Origin of the sequence: Parapedobacter luteus (assembly GCF_900168055.1) — a bacterium.
Taxonomy (GTDB): Bacteria; Bacteroidota; Bacteroidia; order Sphingobacteriales; family Sphingobacteriaceae; genus Parapedobacter; species Parapedobacter luteus.
Window position 1 is genome coordinate 167,226 of sequence record NZ_FUYS01000001.1, and the last position, 20,757, is coordinate 187,982.

The 20,757-nt window shown below is 48.3% G+C and carries 11 protein-coding genes; all 11 read left to right on the top strand.

The window, feature by feature from the left end:
• Positions 1-85: 85 nt before the first annotated feature.
• The 11 genes from B5X72_RS00800 (at position 86) to B5X72_RS00850 (ending at position 20,699) form a co-directional block, all read left to right on the top strand.
• Positions 86-1,867: a DUF885 family protein gene (locus B5X72_RS00800; RefSeq protein ID WP_079714903.1), complete on the top strand. Its 1,782-nt coding sequence runs from the start codon at positions 86-88 to the stop codon at positions 1,865-1,867.
• A 26-nt stretch (positions 1,868-1,893) separates the two neighbouring features.
• The gene (locus B5X72_RS00805) at positions 1,894-3,321 is read left to right on the top strand and encodes an APC family permease (protein ID WP_079714904.1); all 1,428 of its coding nucleotides are present in this window, start codon (positions 1,894-1,896) and stop codon (positions 3,319-3,321) included.
• Positions 3,322-3,635: 314 nt separating this feature from the next.
• Entirely contained in the window at positions 3,636-5,354 is a 1,719-nt protein-coding gene (locus B5X72_RS00810; RefSeq protein WP_245826769.1) for a DUF885 family protein, read from the top strand.
• Positions 5,355-5,659: 305 nt separating this feature from the next.
• Positions 5,660-8,845 carry a SusC/RagA family TonB-linked outer membrane protein gene (locus B5X72_RS00815; protein ID WP_079714905.1) on the top strand — a complete coding sequence of 1,062 codons (3,186 nt, stop codon included), beginning with the start codon at positions 5,660-5,662 and terminating at the stop codon, positions 8,843-8,845.
• An 11-nt stretch (positions 8,846-8,856) separates the two neighbouring features.
• Positions 8,857-10,284 carry a SusD/RagB family nutrient-binding outer membrane lipoprotein gene (locus B5X72_RS00820; RefSeq protein WP_079714906.1) on the top strand — a complete coding sequence of 476 codons (1,428 nt, stop codon included), beginning with the start codon at positions 8,857-8,859 and terminating at the stop codon, positions 10,282-10,284.
• Between the two features lie 39 nt (positions 10,285-10,323).
• A complete protein-coding gene (locus B5X72_RS00825; RefSeq protein WP_139378473.1) occupies positions 10,324-12,072 on the top strand; it encodes a DUF885 domain-containing protein in 1,749 nt (582 codons plus the stop codon).
• 12 nt (positions 12,073-12,084) lie between these two features.
• Positions 12,085-12,540, top strand: a complete 456-nt coding sequence (locus B5X72_RS00830; protein ID WP_079714907.1) for a hypothetical protein — start codon at positions 12,085-12,087, stop codon at positions 12,538-12,540.
• A gap of 129 nt (positions 12,541-12,669) precedes the next feature.
• Complete coding sequence (locus tag B5X72_RS00835; RefSeq protein ID WP_079714908.1) at positions 12,670-15,798, top strand: SusC/RagA family TonB-linked outer membrane protein; 3,129 nt, start codon at positions 12,670-12,672, stop codon at positions 15,796-15,798.
• Between the two features lie 32 nt (positions 15,799-15,830).
• The gene (locus B5X72_RS00840) at positions 15,831-17,273 is read left to right on the top strand and encodes a RagB/SusD family nutrient uptake outer membrane protein (RefSeq protein WP_079714909.1); all 1,443 of its coding nucleotides are present in this window, start codon (positions 15,831-15,833) and stop codon (positions 17,271-17,273) included.
• A gap of 14 nt (positions 17,274-17,287) precedes the next feature.
• Positions 17,288-18,184, top strand: coding sequence for a glycoside hydrolase (locus tag B5X72_RS00845; protein WP_079714910.1), 897 nt, complete (start codon positions 17,288-17,290; stop codon positions 18,182-18,184).
• Positions 18,185-18,422: 238 nt separating this feature from the next.
• Positions 18,423-20,699, top strand: a complete 2,277-nt coding sequence (locus B5X72_RS00850) for a S9 family peptidase (protein ID WP_079714911.1) — start codon at positions 18,423-18,425, stop codon at positions 20,697-20,699.
• Positions 20,700-20,757: the final 58 nt, after the last annotated feature.

Here is a 20,757-nt window from a genome sequence, read left to right on the forward strand (position 1 = left end):
ATATTTGCCGACTGCTAACCGAATAATTGATTATATACCTGTCGCTAATTGACTCGGAGCGGGCGTTTTATAACTGACTTTTGCTATGAGGTACCGACTACTTAACTGTTTTTTCGTGGCGTTGCTTGCCACCGGTCTTCCTTTGGCTGCCTTGTCGCAGCTGAACGACCGATTATCCAGTTTATACGAACAAGCCACGGAAGTATCCGGTCTTGTAACGCAATATGGCCAAGATGTGCGTGCCATCGAGTATTTTTACGGGCCGATGGCTTCGTCTTTCGGACGGGGCGGTGGTGTGTCCGTGCATTCGCCTGAGCAGCTGGCCCGGCTGGAGGCATTGAACAAGGAATATTTGGACCAATTGCAGGCGCTTGACTTCAATGCGTTCAGTATTTATGGCCAAGTAGACTATATTTTATTGAAACGCAAAATCGAGCGAAGCCAAGAGGCATTGGCGGCGGAAAAAAGTAATTACCAGAAAATTGTCCGACGTATACCGTTTGCAGATTCCATTTATGTGTTTGAGCAGCTTCGGCGCCGGGGTACGACAGTAGATGGCGAGGCAATAGCTGGTTCGTTGCACGGCGCATTGCAGCAACTTCAGCAGGTGCATGGCGCACTGGAAAAGGAAGAGCCGATAGATGCTGAACTGGCGGATTATGCGGTTGGTGTAGTGCAAGATTTAAAGGCACGACTGAAAAACGCGTTCGATTTTTATAACGGCTATGATCCGTTGTTTACCTGGTGGGTGCCTGAACCCTATAAAGCGTTGGATACCGCATTGCAGGAGTATGCCAAACGGATCGGCAGCAAGAGCAACGCCAAGCCGTTTGATGATGGTAGTAATATCGGCGGTAAGCCCATTGGCCGGGAAGCGTTTGCGAAGGCGTTGCTTGATGACATGATTCCTTACACGCCGGAGGAATTGCTTAAGCTGGCGGATAAAGAATTTGCCTGGTGCGAAGCGGAATTGCTGAAAGCGTCGCGCGAAATGGGCTTTGGCGACAACTGGAAAGCGGCGCAGGAAAAGGTAAAGAACAGTTATGTAGCTCCGGGAAAGCAGCCCGAGCTGATTATCAAATTGTATAAAGATGCCAATGATTTCATCAAGGCAAACGATCTGGTGACCATGCCACCGCTTTCGGAGGAGACATGGGGGATGATCATGATGACGCCCGAGCAGCAGCTGGTCAGTCCGTTTTTTCTGGGCGGGCGCAACATCATGGTGTCTTATCCAACCAATACCATGAGCCACGACCGCAAGCTGATGAGCATGCGGGGAAATAACCCCTATTTCTCACGTGGCACCGTACAACACGAGCTGGTACCTGGGCACCACCTCCAATATTTCATGAATAGCCGGTACAAACCCTATCGTGCGGAGGCATTCCGGACGCCGTTTTGGACGGAAGGCTGGACACTCTATTGGGAGCTGCTGTTGTACGACCTTGGTTTCGCCAAGACGCCCGAGGAACGCATTGGTATGTTATTTTGGCGCATGCACCGCTGTGCGCGTATTACCTTTTCCATCAAATATCACTTGGGTGAATGGACACCGCAGCAGTGCGTGGATTACCTTGTGGAGCGCGTAGGGCATGAGCCCTCCACCGCCCACGGCGAAGTGAAACGATCCTTCGAGGCCAACTATGGCCCGCTCTATCAACTGGCCTACCTTACGGGCGGACTGCAAATGTGGAGCTTGAAGAAGGAGTTGGTTGATTCAGGCAAAATGACCTATAAAGCGTTTCATGACCGTGTTATCAAAGAAAATTATCTGCCCATCGAAATGCTCCGTGCGACGCTCACGGATCAGAAGCTGAGCCGCGATTTTAAAAGTAGCTGGAAATTTTACGATTTTAGTAATTGATCGGACAATCAACCCAAAACGAAAGGATGAATACAACAACGGATAAAGGCTTTAAGTCGTCATTAGGACTGATGGATGCCACGATGCTGGTGGCCGGAAGCATGATCGGCTCAGGTATATTTATTGTCAGTGCCGATATTGCCCGCAATACCGGCAGCGCGGGGTGGTTAATGGCGGTCTGGCTCATCACTGGATTCATGACGCTCACCGCCGCACTGAGCTACGGCGAACTGAGCGCGATGTTTCCCAAAGCGGGTGGGCAGTACATCTATTTACGCGAGGCCTATAATCCGCTGGTGAGTTTTGTCTTCGGCTGGACATTCTTCACCGTGATACAAACCGCAACGATTGCCGCGGTGGGGGTGGCATTTGCCAAATTCACGGCATACCTGATTCCCGCGCTGGATGAAGACGTCATTTTGATGGACTTCGGTTTTCTGCAAATTTCGTCGGCTCAGCTGGTTTCCATTGTGGTGATTCTATTGCTCACCATGGTCAATACCCGCGGAGTAAACAGTGGTAAGGCCGTACAAACGTCCATCACGGTCGTCAAAATTGTCAGTCTGTTGGGTTTGGTCCTTTTCGGTTTGTTTGCGTTCAACGGTGACGTGTGGCAAGCTAACTGGTTGTCAGGGAATGCGTGGAATTTACAGCGACTGAACGCAGACGGCTCATTGGCCGATTATACGACATTTGCGGCGCTGGGAGCTATTGCGGCAGGCATGGTGGGTGCCATCTTCAGCAGTGATTCCTGGCATGCTTCATCCTCCGTGGCCGGGGAAATAAAAAATCCCGGGCGCAATGTAGGCCTGAGTCTGGCGTTGGGTACCATCATCGTTACCGTGGTCTACTTGTTGACCAACTTGATGTACACGGGTGTGCTCACGATGGAACAGATGGCCGCATCAGATAAAGACCGTGTAGCGATGACGGCCGCCCAGGAAATTTTCGGTCCCGTGGGCATCACCATTATCGCCATCATGATTATGGTTTCAACATTCGGCTGCAATAATGGGCTTATCATGGCGGGGGCCAGGGTATACTATTCGATGGCTCAGGATGGGCTTTTTTTCAAGAAGGTGGGTGAACTAAACAAGTCTGCCGTACCGGGTGTTGCGTTATGGTTGCAATGTATCATTGCATCGTTATGGTGCCTGAGCGGCAAGTACGGCGACTTACTCGATATGATTTCCAGCGTCGTGGTGATATTCTATGTGCTCTGTATCATCGGTATCTTTAGGCTGCGTAAGTCAAGGCCAGAGGCACCGAGACCGTACAAGGCATTTGGTTATCCCGTTTTGCCGATGATTTACATCATGATGGGAACTGCCTTTATCATACTGATGGTAATTTATAAACCTAACTATACGTGGCCGGGGATTATTATTGCTTTTTTGGGAGTTCCCGTCTATTATTTAATCCGGAAAAAAGCGCTCCCTATTGGCGATAGTTAAGTGCTGTTATGAATAAATGGATCTTCTGTGTGTTCGCGCTGATGACCCTCGGGCCGTGGGCGGCAGCACAATGTCTGGGCGCATTGCTTGAAAAAATAGCAAAGTAACGCATTAAATATTGCGCTTTTCAGGGCTGGCCATGGTGCCAGCCCTTTTACGTTAAATTGTGGTTGATATCAGCCAATATGCGATTAGTCCGGTCCCGAGCCTACCGCTATATTTGTAATACGCGGCGTCTTACTGACATTTCTGACCAATTATTACGATTAACGAGGTGGATTTTTGTTTGCAGACAAATGAAAATGATGATTGCCATGAGCATGAAAAAGACACTGATATCGGTCCTCTTCGTTATAAGCGCCATTCCGGTGATTGGGCGGCAAGAGCTTTCCGCCGTGCCATGTCAGGAAGTTCCTCATCTTATACAGCAATTTGCCGCCGATCGGCGGGCCATTAACCGATTTTATGTGGTGGCGATGTCGCCTGAGCGGCGAGCGCGGTTGGTCGCTTTGTATAACGATTATTTAAAGTCTTTGGCACAATTGGATTTCGATGCATTGAATCAGGAATGCAAAGTGGATTACATCCTTTTTCAGCGGAATTTGAATGAATACCTCCGGTTTGCCCAAAAAGAGGAGGACGAGTTCACAAAAGTGAGTACTTGGTTTCCATTTGCCGATTCGGTTTATGCGATGGAGAAAACACGGCGAAGAGGTGCAAGCGTGGATGCCAAGCGTGTTGCGCTGTATTGGAACAACCTGACCAAAGAAGTCAAGCAGCTTAGCAGCCAGCTGGTCGAGAGCGATGCCCGGTTTACTACTGGCGAAATACTGACCGCAAAACAGGCCATTGCAGGTTTCCGGACAGCATTGACCAATGTGTATGAGTTTTACAACGGTTATGACCCATCTTTTACCTGGTGGGCGGAGCGCCCTTTCAAACAACTGGATAGCATGTTTAACCGGTTTTCAGTCCAGTTTGAGTCGAAATTGCCACCGCCAGATAGCAATGGGATTGTCTCCCGGGAGCCTGTGGGGCGCGATGAGCTGGTCAAACTATTCACCTATGAAATGATACCGTACACGCCCGAGGAGATTTATGAAATTGCCGAAAAGGAAATGGCATGGTGTGATCAGGAACTCATCAAGGCCTCACGGGAGTTGGGTTTTGGTGACGATTGGAAAAAGGCCAATGAATACGTAAAGGACCAGTACGTCGATCCGGGTAAGCAACCCGAGGCTATACTGCGGTTATATAATGAATCCATCGATTTTCTTAAAGCGCACGATTTGATAACCATTCCGCCGTTGGCGGAAGAGACCTGGGGGATGATCATGATGACGCCCGATCGGCAGCGGTATACGGCGTTTTTTACCGGAGGTTGGGAGATTAGTATATCGTATCCCACCAATACCATGGATATCGATCAGCGGTTGATGAGCATGCGTGGCAATAATCCGCACTTTTCGCGAGCTACGGTTCATCATGAACTCATTCCGGGACATAACTTGCAGTATTTCATGCGCGACCGATATCGGACATACCGCGCGGAATTTTCCACGCCATTCTGGATGGAAGGGTGGGCATTGTACTGGGAACTGTTGTTGTGGGATTTAAAGTTTCCTCAAACGCCGGAAGACAAAATAGGCATGCTATTTTGGCGAAGGCACCGTTGTGCACGCATTATCTTCTCGCTAAACTTTCACCTGGGGAAATGGACACCTCAACAATGTATCGATTATCTGGTCGATCATGTCGGCCATGAGCGGGCCAATGCGGAAAGTGAAATCAGGGGACCGTTGAGTGCCGGTACACGGGGTGCACCACTCTATCAGATAGCATACCTGCTGGGGGGTATCCAGATGATGCATATGAAAAATGAGCTGGTAGACAGCGGGCAGCTAAATTACCGTGATTTCCATGACCGCATCATTAAACTGAACGCCATGCCGATGGAAATGATACGTGCGATCCTTACCGACCAACCTTTGGCGAAGGAATTTAGGACGAATTGGCGGTTTTATGACGAATGACAAGGCCTGTAGAATCAAATGATATCAATTTTCAATGTTTATTGGGTAATATACTGTTAGCTAATTGTTTATAATAGAGCTACTTTTGATGTAAATCCTGAAATAATCGATTATTTGAAGGTTAACCAATTATATGTCGTATTAAATGGAGGCTTAGGGACAGTGGATTCGAGGCTGGATGACAGGATCTATCCATTTAGTTTTGTGTTTTCGATGCGTTTTAGCTGTTGAAACCACCTTGGGTAGGCGGTCGCCTTGATATTGAGCATCCAAAAACGATGTAACGTAAATTAACCAACAAATTTATGAAAAAGATTTACATGCTTCTATTGAGTTGTATGATGGCAACACAATGGAGTTTAGCGCAACAGCAATTGATTACCGGAAAAGTAACCGATGCTTCGGGAAACCCACTGCCTGGCGCAACCGTACAGGTGGAAGGGACGGCCACGGCCGCACAGACACGTGAAGATGGCACGTTTAGTCTTCAGGCCTCCAACGGAGCGGTATTAGTGGTCTCGTCAGTGGGTTATCAACCACAACGCATACCCATTGGGCAGCAGACCAACTATAAAATCACACTCGCCGAAACATTGACCGGCTTGGATGAAGTGGTCGTCACCGCCTTGGGGCTGTCCCGTGAACAGCGATCGCTCGGCTATTCAACCCAGCAAGTGGATGGCGAAAACCTGAATACCGTGAATACCGGTAACGTGACGAGTGCACTATCTGGAAAGGTCGCAGGTGTGCAAATCAGGACGAACAGCGGGTTGGGCGGCTCGGCAAGCATCGTGATTCGTGGAAATAAATCGTTGACCGGCAACAATCAGGCGTTGTGGGTTATTGACGGAGTTCCCATCGACAATTCCAATAGCTTCTCATCCAACAACGGCTATGATTTTGGGAATTTGGCGGCCGATATCAACCCCGATGACATCGAATCCGTTAACGTCCTGAAAGGCGCTGCGGCAACCGCCCTTTACGGATCACGCGCCGCGAATGGGGCCATCATCGTAACCACGAAAAAGGGAGCAAAAAAAGTAGGTGTCGGTATCACCGTCAATTCTTCTACGACATTCGGGGTAATCAATAAAAATACGTTTGCTGAATACCAACAGGAATACGGTGCTGCATACGGCCCATTGTCAGGCGGTCTGCAATCAGACGTTTATTTCAACGAGCGGGACGTAAACGGCGACGGGATACCCGATTTGGTTCCGGCGTATGATCAATATGCCGGCTTTGGGGCAGCCTATGATCCCAACCTGATGGTTTATCAGTGGGACTCGTACTATCCCGAATCGCCCTATTATATGCAACCCAGCCCATGGGTGCCTTCCGAACATGGCCCCCTTGAGATCTTCCAGAATCCATTGACGTTAAACAATAGCATTTCATTTGCGGGCAATAATGACAACGCGACTTATCGCCTGTCGTATACGAATTTTCGCGATAAAGGAATCGTGCCGAATGGCTCATTGAGCCGAAATACGTTTTCGTTGAACAGTTCATTCAAGCTGACACCCAAATTGACCGCCTCGGCAATGGCCAATTATACGACTTCCGTCACTAATGGGAGGAGTCAGCGAGGACAGGGAAGTTCGTTTAGTAATTTTATCATCAATATGCGGCAATATTGGCAGCCCAATATTGATTTCAGGAAAGTAAGGGAGGTATACGAACTTACCGGTAAGAACCTTAGCCAATTTCCGGGAGGGACAATCGATAACCCGTTTTATATCATTGACCAAAATCAACAATCGGATGATAGAAATCGGTTCGTTGGCAATGCTGCCTTGTCATACCAGCTGACCGATTGGCTGGAAATCTTCGGACGAATAGCGGTCGATAGCTATGCGTATAAGATCGAGGATCGGCAGAATGACCTGATCCGTGTGCCGGCGAGGTACAGCGTCCGCAATGTCTCCTTTAGTGAGGTAAACTATGACCTCATGTTGAATTACAATAAAGATTTAACCGAAAAATTTAACATAAGCGGTGTTTTTGGGACGAATATCAGAAGGAACAAAAACCAATCTATCTATAATGCCACGAGTGGGGGATTGATTGTTCCCGGGCTGTACGCTATCAACAACTCATTGGGCAATCCTGTACCGGCATCGGAAAGCCTTACGGAAATTGGTATCAACGGTTATTTCGGCTCGGTTTCGTTGGGATACGATAAAACCTTCTTCCTGGATGTAACCGGCCGTATCGATGAATCCTCGACGTTGCCAAAGGGCAGTAACGTCTATTTTTATCCCTCTATCGCGGGAAGCTTTGTTTTTTCTGAATTGGTGAGCAGCGACGTGCTTTCCTTCGGGAAATTGAGGCTCAACTATGCCGAGGTAGGAAACGATGCCCGGCCGCAAAGCCTTGTTGATGTGCTGAACAAACCTACCCCATTCGGGGCAGTGCAGCTGTATTCCATCAATAATACAAAGAATAACCCCAACCTAAAGCTCGAACGCACCCAAAGTTTTGAAGCGGGAATCGAGACGGCTTTCTATGGGAACAGGATCAGCTTAAACGTGTCGGCCTATCAGACGAATACCAAGGATCAGATCATGCCGGTCACCATCACACCTGCTACCGGATACAGCAGTAAGTTCGTCAATGCAGGTGACGTACGAAACCGGGGGCTGGAAATATCGTTGGGGGGTAAACCATTAGCCAATCAGGACCTCACGTGGGATATCAATGTGAATTGGGCGATGAATAGAAGTAAGGTCATGTCGCTCTATGAAGGCGTAACCAATCTACGGCTGGCCGGATACAGTACAGACATGTCGTTGAATGCCGAAGTGGGCCAACCCTTTGGCATGTGGTGGGGTTCGGACTTCGTTTACCTAAACGGGGAGCGCGTTGTCGATCAAACAACCGGTAAGTATTTGAAGACGTCAACGGCAAACAGCGTGCTGGGCAACATGAATCCGGATTGGAATGGCGGGGTGATGAATACCTTTTCATACAAAGCGATTTCATTGAAATTTTTGGTAGACATGCAAAAAGGCGGCGATATCTTCTCAGAGGATATGGCTATTGGCTCGCGAAACGGGCTTTACACGAACACAACGGGGTTGAATGAACTGGGAAATCCCGTACGCGACCCCATTTCAGCGGGCGGCGGTTTGTTACTGCCCGGTGTGGCGCCGGACGGGTCGCCGAATACCGTCCGCACGGAAATGCGGGACAGAAACCATGCCTTGGGTATGCCCACGGCACCGAGTGCAATGTTTATGTATGACGCGTCTTATATTAAGCTTCGGGAAGTGTCGCTTTCTTATACATTGCCTGCCAAGTTTGTCCAGCGGTATGGCCTATTCGGGGCGCAGCTATCGTTTATCGGCTCAAACTTGTGGATTATACACAAAAATCTGCCCTATGCGGATCCTGAAGCCGGACTGGCTTCGGGTACCTTGCAGAATTTTCAAACCGGGGTTTTCCCGACTACGCGTAATTTCGGATTTAACCTCAAACTTAATTTCTAAACGGCTTTATCATGAAAACGATCATTAAACTATTCCTGATGATAGCGCTATTCCAATGCCTTTCTTGTGCGGATAGCTTGACGTCATTGAACGACAATACGAAAGACGCCACCACCACTACCGGGGACATGTTTTTTTCCAATGCGCTGAAAGATTTGGCTGACCACCTTGGCTCGACTACTTACCTGGCTTCAGGCACAGCCTCAGCACGCCTATTTGTGCAATTGATCACATCCGTCACTTATGTGGAGGGCGTCACTTACCTCAAAGCCTTTTCGTGGACACCCCTGTATCGCGATATGCTGAAAGACCTTGACGAAAGCAGCCGGGTGATTGCAGCCAAAGAACCGCTTACGGATGCTGAACGTATCCAAAAGAATAACCAATTGGCTATTGTAGAGTTGATGAAAGTGTATGTGTATGAAATTCTGGTGGAATCTTACGGCGATATTCCGTATTCGGAGGCATTGGATTTTGAGAATGTCCAGCCGAAATATGACGACGACCGCGAAGTATACCTTGATCTGATTAATCGGCTGAGTGCAGCCATTGCCAATCTGGATCCTTCTGGTGCTGGGTTTGGTGCGGCAGACTTGGTTTACGGCGGCAATGTGGCTAATTGGGTAAAATTTGGCAATTCGTTAAAACTGCGTATGGGCATGCGCATCATGGATGCGGAACCAGCAGTTGGGACTCAGGCCGTGACAACGGCCGTGACGGGAGGGGTCTTTACGTCAAATGAAGATAACGCGCTTTTCACGTATCTAAATGACATCAACAACGCTAATCCTTATTATGCCTTTCTGGTCAGGCAAAACCTTCGGTACTACGTTGCCACGAAGCCGCTTATGGATTATATGAACGCGTTTAATGACCCACGGCGCGGCGCTTATTTTTATTCGGTCAATGGCGAATATAAGGGAGCGGTGTCGGCCGATGTGGTGCCTTACAATGACTATTCCGCCTTGGGTGATAGATTCCGGGAAATGACCTTGCCTGTTATCTTCCTGGACTATGCTTCCGTGGAGTTTTTTCTGGCCGAAGCAGCAGAACGAGGTATAGATGGCGTGACGAATGCGGACGAACATTACAATAAGGCGATAGCAGCTTCTTTTGATTATTACGATTTGGACGGCGTAGATGAATACTTGGCGCAACCTAATGTGAATTACCATACGGCGGAAGGTAGCTGGAAACAAAAGATCGGTATCCAAAAATGGATTGCGTTGTTCGAACAGGGTTTTGAGGCATGGACCGAATACCGGCGCTTGGATTACCCGGTATTGAAGGCTCCAGCAGCCGCTTTCTCGGACATTGTCCCCCGACGGTTTACTTATCCGATTGATGAACAATCGGTCAATGGCACCAGCTATGCAGCCGCCGCTGCCGCCATTGGGGGAGATGAATATGAAACGAGGTTATTTTGGGATGTCAACTAATCGGTGTATTACTTATTCTAATCAATAAATTAACTCATTATGCGAAAGAAAAAAAAACTGAAAGGGTTGTTTGTAGCGTTGCTGATACTCTTCACAGCGCACAACGCTGTAAAAGGGCAGGAAGGCGACGAATACGTCCCGTGCCAGGTTATGCCCAACCTCATTACAAATTACAATGAAGATCTGGCATCACTGCGGATTGCCTATGTGGTGGAGTATTCCCCCGAACGCCGTGCACGGTTTGAACAGTTGGATAAGGATTATTTGGCAAAACTGGCCAAAATCGATTTTGAAAGTCTTCCACAAGAGTGTAAGGTAGACTATATTCTGTTCAAACGCGATCGCGAGGAGAATCTCCGGCTGTCGAAAATGGAAGCTGATGAAGTGGCGAAGGTATCGGAGTGGTTTCCATTTGCGGAGAAGATATACGAAGTTGAGCGGTTTCGGCGGGACGGCAGCAAAATCCCCGATTCGGAGGCGTTGGCATTGCTTTACGCGGGTTTCACGAAAGAAATACAGTCGCTTCGTGCCCGGCTGCGTGCAGACGAAAGCCTCGGCGTACTCAATGTATACACGGCAGACAACATCATTACCGGGTTGAAAACCGCATTGCGGAGTTCGTATGAGTTTTATAACGGCTACGATCCGCTGTACACCTGGTGGATGCCGATGCCTTATGAGAACCTGACCAAAGCGCTGACTGGTTACGCCAATGATTTCCGTGAGAAGTTAACGGCTGGACGTTTGCAAATGGATGACAGCGGTATCGTGGGCAAGCCTGTTGGCCGCGACGAATTGATCAGCCTGTTGCGGTACAATTTCATCCCCTATACCCCGGAGGAACTCATCGACATCGCGATGAAGGAATTTGAATGGTGCGATGCAGAAGCGCTAAAGGCCTCGCGGGAGATGGGCTTCGGTGACGATTGGAAGGCTGCGCAAGAACAGGTTAAACAAACGTATGTACCGGCCGGCGGCAAGCCTGCGCTCATCCGCCGCTTGTTTGACGAGTCTATAGATTTCATCAAAGGGCATGACATGGTGACGATTGATCCCCTGGCCGAAGAAGTCTGGGGCTTGCGGATGATGTCGCCCGAACGCCAGCTCGTTAACCCGTTTTTCACGGGCGGTACGTCGATCAGCATATCTTATCCCACCAATACCATGGAAGTGGAAGACCGGATGATGAGTATGCGCGGAAACAACCCGCATTTTTCCAGGGCAACGGTACACCATGAATCGATAGTAGGGCACCATTACCAACGGATGATGAATAATCGCTACCGTAGCTACCGATCGTTTGGTACGCCGTTCTGGACGGAAGGATGGGCATTGTACTGGGAATTTTTGCTTTATAGCATGGACTTTCCGCAGTCCCCGGAAGACAGGCTGGGCATGTTGTTCTGGCGGATGCACCGATGTGCCCGCGTGATTTTCTCGCTCAACTACCACTTGGGCAAGTGGACACCTCAGGAATGTATTGATTTCCTGGTAGACCGGGTCGTGTTCGAACGGGCTAATGCCGAGGCAGAGGTTAGGCGTTCTTTCGGTCTTCGTATTACCCCGCTCTATCAGCTGGCTTATATGATGGGCGGGCTTCAGTTTTCAGGGCTTAAGCAAGAGCTTGTGGACAGCGGCAAAATGGGGTTAAAGGAGTTTCACGATAAGGTGTTGCGGTTAAATGCCATGCCGGTGGAAATGGTACGTGCCATTCTTACGGATCAAAAGTTAACTAAGGATTTCAAAACCAGCTGGCGGTATTACGAGCAGGCACCGTTTTGGAAATAAATTCGGAAAGAAATGAAAAAGCTGCTCCTGCTATTCCTTTGTGGATTGCCGCTTCAACAGGGATTGGCCCAGTCGCCACATGATGGACAAGCCCTCCACGAAGGAATGATGAATGCAACTTGGCGAGCCATTAACAACGCAACCAATAGTGGCAACGGCAATGGAACATTTGGCACCAACCTATCGGCCGAAATCCGTGCGTTGAGTAACAAAGTGGTCAATTTGGCTGGTTACGTCATTCCCATTGAAAGCGGCCGGACCCACAAGCGGTTTATGTTGTCGGTATTGCCGATCATGCAATGTATGTTTTGCGGGCAGGACGGGATTCCGCCCATGATTGAGGTGATGATGAAGGATAGGGCCGTACCTTATTCAGATTTTCCGGTAGAGCTGAAAGGGCGATTGTATCTCAAGGAAAGCGCAGATGGAAGCGGTGGTATCCAACTGCTGGATGCCGAGTTGTATTAGTTGCCAACCGCAATGTGATAATTTAAGGGACTACCGGAGGTAAAAAATTCAACGAATATGTTGATAACACGACTCGCATGGATTTAGTGATTCGTTTAAGATTATAATTTTTACTAAAAGTTAAATTTTATGAGATTACATTTTATTATAGCTGCAATAATCTGTTTATACTGCTATCGGACTTATCCACAACAATTAGGCGTCCAGGGAAAAATAGTGGATGAAAACAATCAGCCCGTCTCCGGGGTGTCGGTCGTTATAAAAGATACCGGTACGGGTACGACAACGTCTGCCGAAGGCCTGTTTAGGATAAACGTGCCCGGAAACGCCACACTGGTGATTACCGCTTTAGGATATATAAGACAAGAGGTTGCTGTGGCAGACAGGACATCACTGGAAATAGTACTTTTAGCAGAAGAGACGGCGTTGGAGGAGGTCATTATCAATGCCGCCTATGGCAGTGCTAACCAAAAGTCGTTTACGGGCTCAGCAACAATGGTGAGTAGTGACGAAATCTTGGCGACCCAGCCGACAAACATCACGCAGGCGATACAAGGCACAAGCCCGGGGGTACAAGTGCTAAACACCAATGGGGCTCCCGGAAGTGATGGCACGATTGTGATTCGGGGGCTTAGTTCCGTTGGCGGAGGGAATAACCCGTTGTATATTTTGGATGGGATGCCGTATGACGGCAATTTAAATTCAATTAATCCGAATGATATTGCCGACATGACGATTTTGAAAGACGCGGCGGCGACTACGTTGTATGGTTCACGTGCAGCAAACGGTGTAATTGTGATCACCACAAAGAAAGGCAATACGCCCCGGCCGGTAATCAATGTGAGAAGCAATTTCGGCTATTCAGACATGGCGGTACCCTATCCGGACAAGCTCAGTCCGCAGCAGCTGTTGGAACTTGCCTGGGAAGCATTGCGCAATGGGCAAACCGACCGCGGTGTTGCGTTAGATGTTGCCTCGCAGTATGCTACCGATCGCGTGGTTCAGGAGTACTTCCAAGATCCCAATAAGAACGTTTATAATACACCTACTCCGATCGGCACAGACGGTAGACTCATACCCGGCGCACAACAACTCTACTATGGCGATTGGTTTGGGGAATATTTTACCCCACGCTTGAGACAGGAACATACCGTGGACATCAGTGGCGCGACAGGGCAGGAAAATAGGACGTCATATTTCGTTTCCGGGTCTTACTTGAATGACAAAGGCAGTTTCAAGGTACAAGAGTTTGAACGATTTTCGGGACGGGCAAATGTAAATTCACAGGTGAATAATTGGTTGAACTTAGGAACCAATGTGTCGTACAGCCATTCATTCCAACAAAACCCGAACGTTCAAGCCCGTTTTACGCGGACCATGCCCACGTTGTATCCGGTATATCAATGGGATTACGACAACAACACGTATATGCGCGATCCTTTCGGTAACCTGATGCCCGATTACGGTGACGCCACACGTACCGAATGGCGCGGTTGGAATCCCGGCTTTGTAGGTGACTATAAAAATCCATACGATTGGCATTTCGCTGGCAACAAAACGGACAACCTATCGACAAGAAGTTTCATGGAAATTCGATTTATCCCCGGGTTGACACTGCGGAGCGGGATAAGCACGGATTTCCAATTGAACTACAACCATTCTTACCAATCAGCAACGCTTACTTCCACCGCAGCCCGCGGCGGTAATGCGACACGTAGTGGAAATAGGCGGTTTTCGTATACCTTCAACAACCTGTTGACCTATGACCGTGATTTTGGCCTTCACCATATCAATGTGCTGGTGGGCCAGGAGGCCTATAAAGCACTTTACAATAACTTAAGCGCTTCAAAACGGGAATTTGCATTGGGAGGGCTTTTTGAGTTGGGTGCAGCAGCGGAAATGACGGCTTCTTCATCGTCTGAAGATAACTATCGTTTGCAGAGCTACCTTTCTCGTTTGGAATATAATTGGAGCGGAAAATACCTGTTGTCGGCAAGTTATAGGATGGATGGATCGTCGCGGTTTGCGCCTGACAACCGCTGGGGGAATTTCTGGTCTGTTGGTGGGGCATGGGTGCTATCCGACGAGGAATTCGTGAAAAACACGAGTTGGGTCGATTACTTGAAGTTGAGAGGGAGCTACGGCGCTGTGGGAAATGACCAAGTAGCAGTAGGCTATTACGCCTATCAAGGTCTTTATGCCACCGGCCGAAACGACTATACGAATCCTGGCGTGACGCTTTCCAGACTCCCTACCCCCAACCTGGTTTGGGAAAGTAACGTCCAGGCCGATATTGGTGTGGAATTCCAGTTATTTGGCCGCCGTTTGCACGGGGCGATAGATTGGTTCAACCGGACATCAAAAGACCTGATTTTTGATAAACCCCTGCCGCCTTCGGTAGGCCTTAGCACCATCGCTGAAAATATCGGCGACGTCGAAAATCGCGGAATTGAATTGGATTTGGGTACTACCGTAATAAGTAACAGCAATTTTCTGTGGAGTGTCGACTTCAATGCCTCGCATTATAGAAACGTAATTACGCGGCTTCCCCAAAACGAGATCATAGACGGCCGGTTCAAAATGGTTGAGGGAAGGTCCCGGTATGAGTTTTTCTTGGTGGACTGGGCAGGTGTCAATCCCATAACTGGGAACAACACGTGGTACAGGTATAATGAAGACGGCACGCGCGAGGCAACCGAGCTTTACACGGAAGTGAATAACAATGACCAGAAACGGTTTCAGGGAAGCTCCCTGCCCGATTTGTTTGGTGCACTGACCAATTCCTTCCGATATAAAGGTATTGATTTGTCATTCATGCTGTATTACAGCATTGGCGGTAAGATGTATGACGGCGACTATGCCGAAGGGGTACGATACCGGAGAGGATTTAATATGAGCACACAAATTTTGGATCGCTGGACGCCGGAAAACACCGATACGCGTATCCCCAGGCTATCCGAATTTACGCAAAATAACGTGGGTTCAAGCTCCACACAATACCTGTTTGACAACAGCTTTTTGCGGCTACGGAATGTATCAATTGGTTATGAACTTCCAAGACAATTAACGGAAAGGTGGTCTATACATAGCGTCAAGCTATTCGCCCAGGGTACTAATCTCTTTACATGGGGAAAAGCTGCTGATCGTGGTACCGACCCAGAAACAGCAATCAACGGCGTAGTTTCTAACGGAACCAATGGCAACGGCGCCGGTTCTATACGGAAAAGCTGGTCTTTTGGACTCCGAGCTTCCTTCTAACGATTAGGGTAAAAAGCATAAAACATAAAACGATGAAACTAAGAAAAATTATTGTATTCAACATCTTCACGGCATTTGCATTCTTTTTTGCAGGATGTGATGATGATTTTTTAAATACCAATCCTTCGACTTCGATTTCTGATGAATTGTTGTTCAGTACCATGGACGGCGCGCAGAATGCGATCAATGGTGTTTATTACCTTATACGCCTTCGCAGCACAGACATCGAATTTGGTTCTATTATCCAGTTCAATAACGGATTTGACATCATGGGGCAAGATTTGATCGTACGCAATTCCATGGGACAAATGCAGGTTTATTATGCCCACAATACCAACCCCACCCGGGCAGACGGAGGGATGACGAGCCAAGTTTGGTCTTACTTTTATACGATTATCAATAATGTCAATATGATTTTGGACAATATCGATAGTATCGATGGCGATCAAACACAGAAGAACCATATTAAGGGGCAAGCGCTTGCAATCAGGGGCTGGGCCTATTTTTACCTGGTGAGGTTTTATCAGCAAACGTATGCCATTGCCCGTGATATGCCCGGCGTCCCGTATTATAATCAAGGGGGCAATACCGAAGGTCGGCCGAGGGAACAGGTCTCCGTAGTGTATGGAAATATCGTGAGTGATTTAAATGAAGCCATCAACCTCTTGGCAGGTTTTAACAGGGCCTTTAAAAGCCAAGTCAATCAATCCGTGGCTCAAGGCTTTTTGGCGAATGTCTATTTAACGATGGAAGATTGGGCAAGCGCCGCAGCTGCGGCTAATGCTGCCAAAAGCGGGTATCCCTTAATGACGAAGGAAGAATTTCAGTCGGGTTTCAACGAATGGGCGCTTGAAGAATGGATGTGGGGTGTACATCAATCGACCGTACAAAACTTGGGCAATGGATCACCTTTCACCCTTTGGGCAAATCAGACTCGGGGGACACAATGGACTTTTGATTTCCTGTATGTAAATGATACCTTCATGGGCCTGTTTGAAGAAGGGGATGTGCGGAACCAATTTTGGTATCGGGAGGATCATGGGCATTGGACTTCAGACAAATTCAGGGAGGCCCAAGATGATTTTTATGGTGATATCGTGTTGATGCGCTCGGCGGAAATGTATTTGGTAGAAGCGGAAGCCTTGGCAAGACAAGGGAGGGAGGATGAGGCAAAGACCGTATTATGGCAATTGCAGGATCAACGCCAAGCAACTCGGACATCAAGTACGGGAAGTGCGCTGATTGAAGCTATTCTTGTCGAGCGAAGAAAAGAACTTTACGCCGAAGGCGTGGCGTGGTTTGATTTAATCAGAAACCAAAAGCCTGTGTCGCGTACTGGCGACCATCCTTCCATCGTGGAAATACCAAGCCGATCGTGGCGGTTTATCTTGCAGATACCGGTGAATGAGTTTAACAGCAATACAAACCTGGTGTCTACAGACCAAAATCCATACGACGGTATTTATCAGCCATGAGTAAGTGTAGTGATATGATATGGACTAAAAGTAAGCGAAGAGCTTATCTGCTCGCGTTGGCCGTATTATTGGGATCGAATTGCGTTTTCGGCCAGAAGCATCCATTGCCGGATTCGTTGGTTAAAAACTATGTAAATTTTATCGTCCGAACTCCCCCTGACTCGTTAGAAGCAGACACAGGTTTTTACAAAAAATACTGTGACGCAAGGGGGATTCCCATTCTTTCATCCGCAAATACGCCAGACGATGCCTTATTGGTCGCCCGTGACATCGTAAACCAAATGCTCGAAAAACGATTGGACATCCGGAAAGGGCTGGTAGAAAAGGGGGCTCGTGTCCTGATCATCGCCCATACGGAAGGCGAGATGGATCTTCCGGAAAGAAGGAACTGGAGAAAGCCCGCTAAGGACGACCGTAGGCTTACCCCTAAGGAGCGAGAAAATTATGACAAGCCCGGCGGAATTGGAAGCATGGATCCGAGGACCTATTGGAACCAACGCGCACGCGGCATGGGCGGAACGCTGACATCCTGCGCGGAAGAGAACCTTCTCGGGTATGCAAATACCAGGTATTATGGTGAAAATATTTTGGTACATGAATTTAGCCATAACATAATGAGTACAATACGGACCGTTGATCCAAAACTGTATGCAGAAATTGAGGAAGCATACGAAATCGCAAGAGCGAACAATAGGTATGCAGGGCAATACGCCATAAACACAAAGGAGGAATATTGGGCAGAAGGTACACAGTGGTGGTTTGGTTCAAACTTTCCCTTTAAAGATGGAGACCTCACACTCAAATCCGCCCGTGATTTGAAACAGTACGATTTGAAACTGTATTTACTGTTAGATCAGGTCTATTCTGCGGATACTATCGCAGCCGACGTTTACAGTGGATTTTATAAATGAATGTTGGTATGACGCCCAATTAGATAGGGTTGAATAGTATTAGATTGACCAATATGGATGGAATCAAAGCCGCTTGCATGCATGAATTCGGATAATATCAGGGTTTATATGGTTAAAATATAGCTTTAGGCGGACCAATATCGTAGCTATTTTTATAATCCAATGTCATATTGGAAATCGATGACTTGTATCCGCTGAAGCACAGCGTAAACTAACCACTTAACGAATAATAGAGTATATGAAAAAAAGAAACTGTTACACGCTTTGTCTACTGGTTTGTGGCTTTATTGTCGCCCATCGAGCTACTGGCCAAGGCACAGCAGCAGATTACCGCCGGGCCATTGCTTTCGGCGAAACGACACGGGATAAGGTATTTTATTCGCCAACCCGGTTTTCGTGGCTGGAAAATCGGCAACAATTTTGGTATGCAAACAACACGCCCGAAGGCAAGCGATTCATGCTGGTGGATGCGTCCAAGCGGCAAAAGCGCGAAGCCTTTGACCATGGACGGATAGCTACAGCATTGCAGGCGGCTAGCGGCGAAAAGGTTGATGCGGACAGCCTCCCTTTTGACAACATCGTCTTCAAATCTACCAATCAGATTGAGTTTGATGCATTTGGGAAAATATGGAGTGCAAGCTTGGCGGACTACAAGGTTTTGGACACGGGGAGGAAGCCCGAGCCGCCGCGGTGGGGCCGAGGCAGCGGCCGTTATTGGGGCGATTCCGATGATGGCAGTGTCCGGGAAACCCCTTCGCCTGACAGCAACTGGGTGGCATATATCAAAAATTACAACGTATATATCCGCCGCAGAAACGACAAAGGAGAAGAGATACAGTTGAGCTATGACGGGGCGCTCGGCCATCACTATTCGCCAATGATTGCCTGGTCGCCGGATTCAAAAAAACTGGCCGTAAATAAAGTAAGGCCCAATACGCAACGGAAAATTTATTTTGTTGAATCTTCGCCAAGCACGCAATTGCAACCTATCCTGCAAGAGCGTAATTACCTAAAACCTGGCGATGCGTTGCCGCAAAACCAACCTGTACTTTTCCTGATAGAAAGTAAACAGTCTTTTGCGGTAGATCCGTCATTGATTCCCAACCAGTACAGTATCTCCCGGTTGGAGTGGCGCAAGGACAGCAGGGCATTCACGTTTGAATACAATCAGCGGGGACATCAACGGTATGAAGTGTTTGCCATGGATGCCGGCAACGGTTCGGTGAAGCCATTGATCACAGAGACCAGCAAGACGTTTGTTGAATATAGTGGCAAGCGATACCGGATGGATATCAATGACGGCAAGGAAATCATATGGGCTTCGGAGCGAGATGGTTGGAATCACCTGTACCTGTACGATGGGGAGAGCGGCGCCGTAAAGAATCAAATCACCAAAGGAGAATGGGTGGTTAGAGAGGTCGTGCATGTAGATGAAGACAAGCGGCAGCTCATTTTTGCTGGAAGTGGGCGCGAAGCTGGACAGGATCCCTATTTTACCCAATATTACCGCATAAATTTCGACGGCAGCGGCTTGATGCCGTTGACTAAAGAAGACGGGAATCACCGAGCAACTTTTTCTGCTGATTATTTGACCTTTGTAGACACCTATTCACGGGTGGATGCCCCGCCTGTATCGGTGCTTCGCAGCGCGACGGACGGCAAGGTATTGTTGGAACTGGAAAAGGCAGACGATAGCGCCTTGCTGGCCACGGGCTGGCGGTACCCGGAAGTATTCCACGCAAAAGGTCGCGACGGCGTGACGGACATCTGGGGCGTCATCATCCGGCCTTCGAATTTCGATCCGAATAAGTCATATCCTGTTATTGAAAATATTTACGCTGGGCCGCAAGGCTCATTTGTGCCTAAGAATTTCAGCACACAACAAGGCATGGCCGCATTGGCCGAGCTGGGTTTTATTGTCGTCCAGATCGACGGTATGGGTACATCAAACCGCTCGAAGGCTTTCCATGACGTATGTTGGAAAAATTTGAAGGATGCGGGATTCCCCGATCGTATCCTGTGGATGAAGGCAGCAGCAGCCAAGTATTCGTATATGAATCTTAGCCGGGTAGGGATTTATGGCACATCGGCAGGTGGGCAAAATGCTGCGGGCGCAGTGCTGTTCCACCCTGAATTTTATAAAGTAGCGGTCTCTTCCTGTGGCTGCCATGACAACCGGATGGACAAAATGTGGTGGAATGAACAATGGATGGGATACCCCATCGGTCCGCAATACGCTGAATGCTCCAATGTCGAAAACGCCCACAAATTAGAAGGTAAATTGATGCTTATCGTGGGCGAGGTGGATGACAATGTAGACCCTGCATCTACCATGCAGGTTGTGGACGCTTTGATTAAAGCCAACAAGGAACACGAACTGGTGGTGCTACCTGGTGCAGCACACACATCCGGGGGACCATATGGCGAACGTAAGCGACGTGATTTCTTTGTAAAACACCTTTTAGGCGTAGATCCGCCGATTTGGGAAGGACAGCAGGCGATTGCCACCCGTTAAATTTCGGGTTACATTCGTCAATATCCGGGTAATCTTATTTAAGTGTCACTATTACATT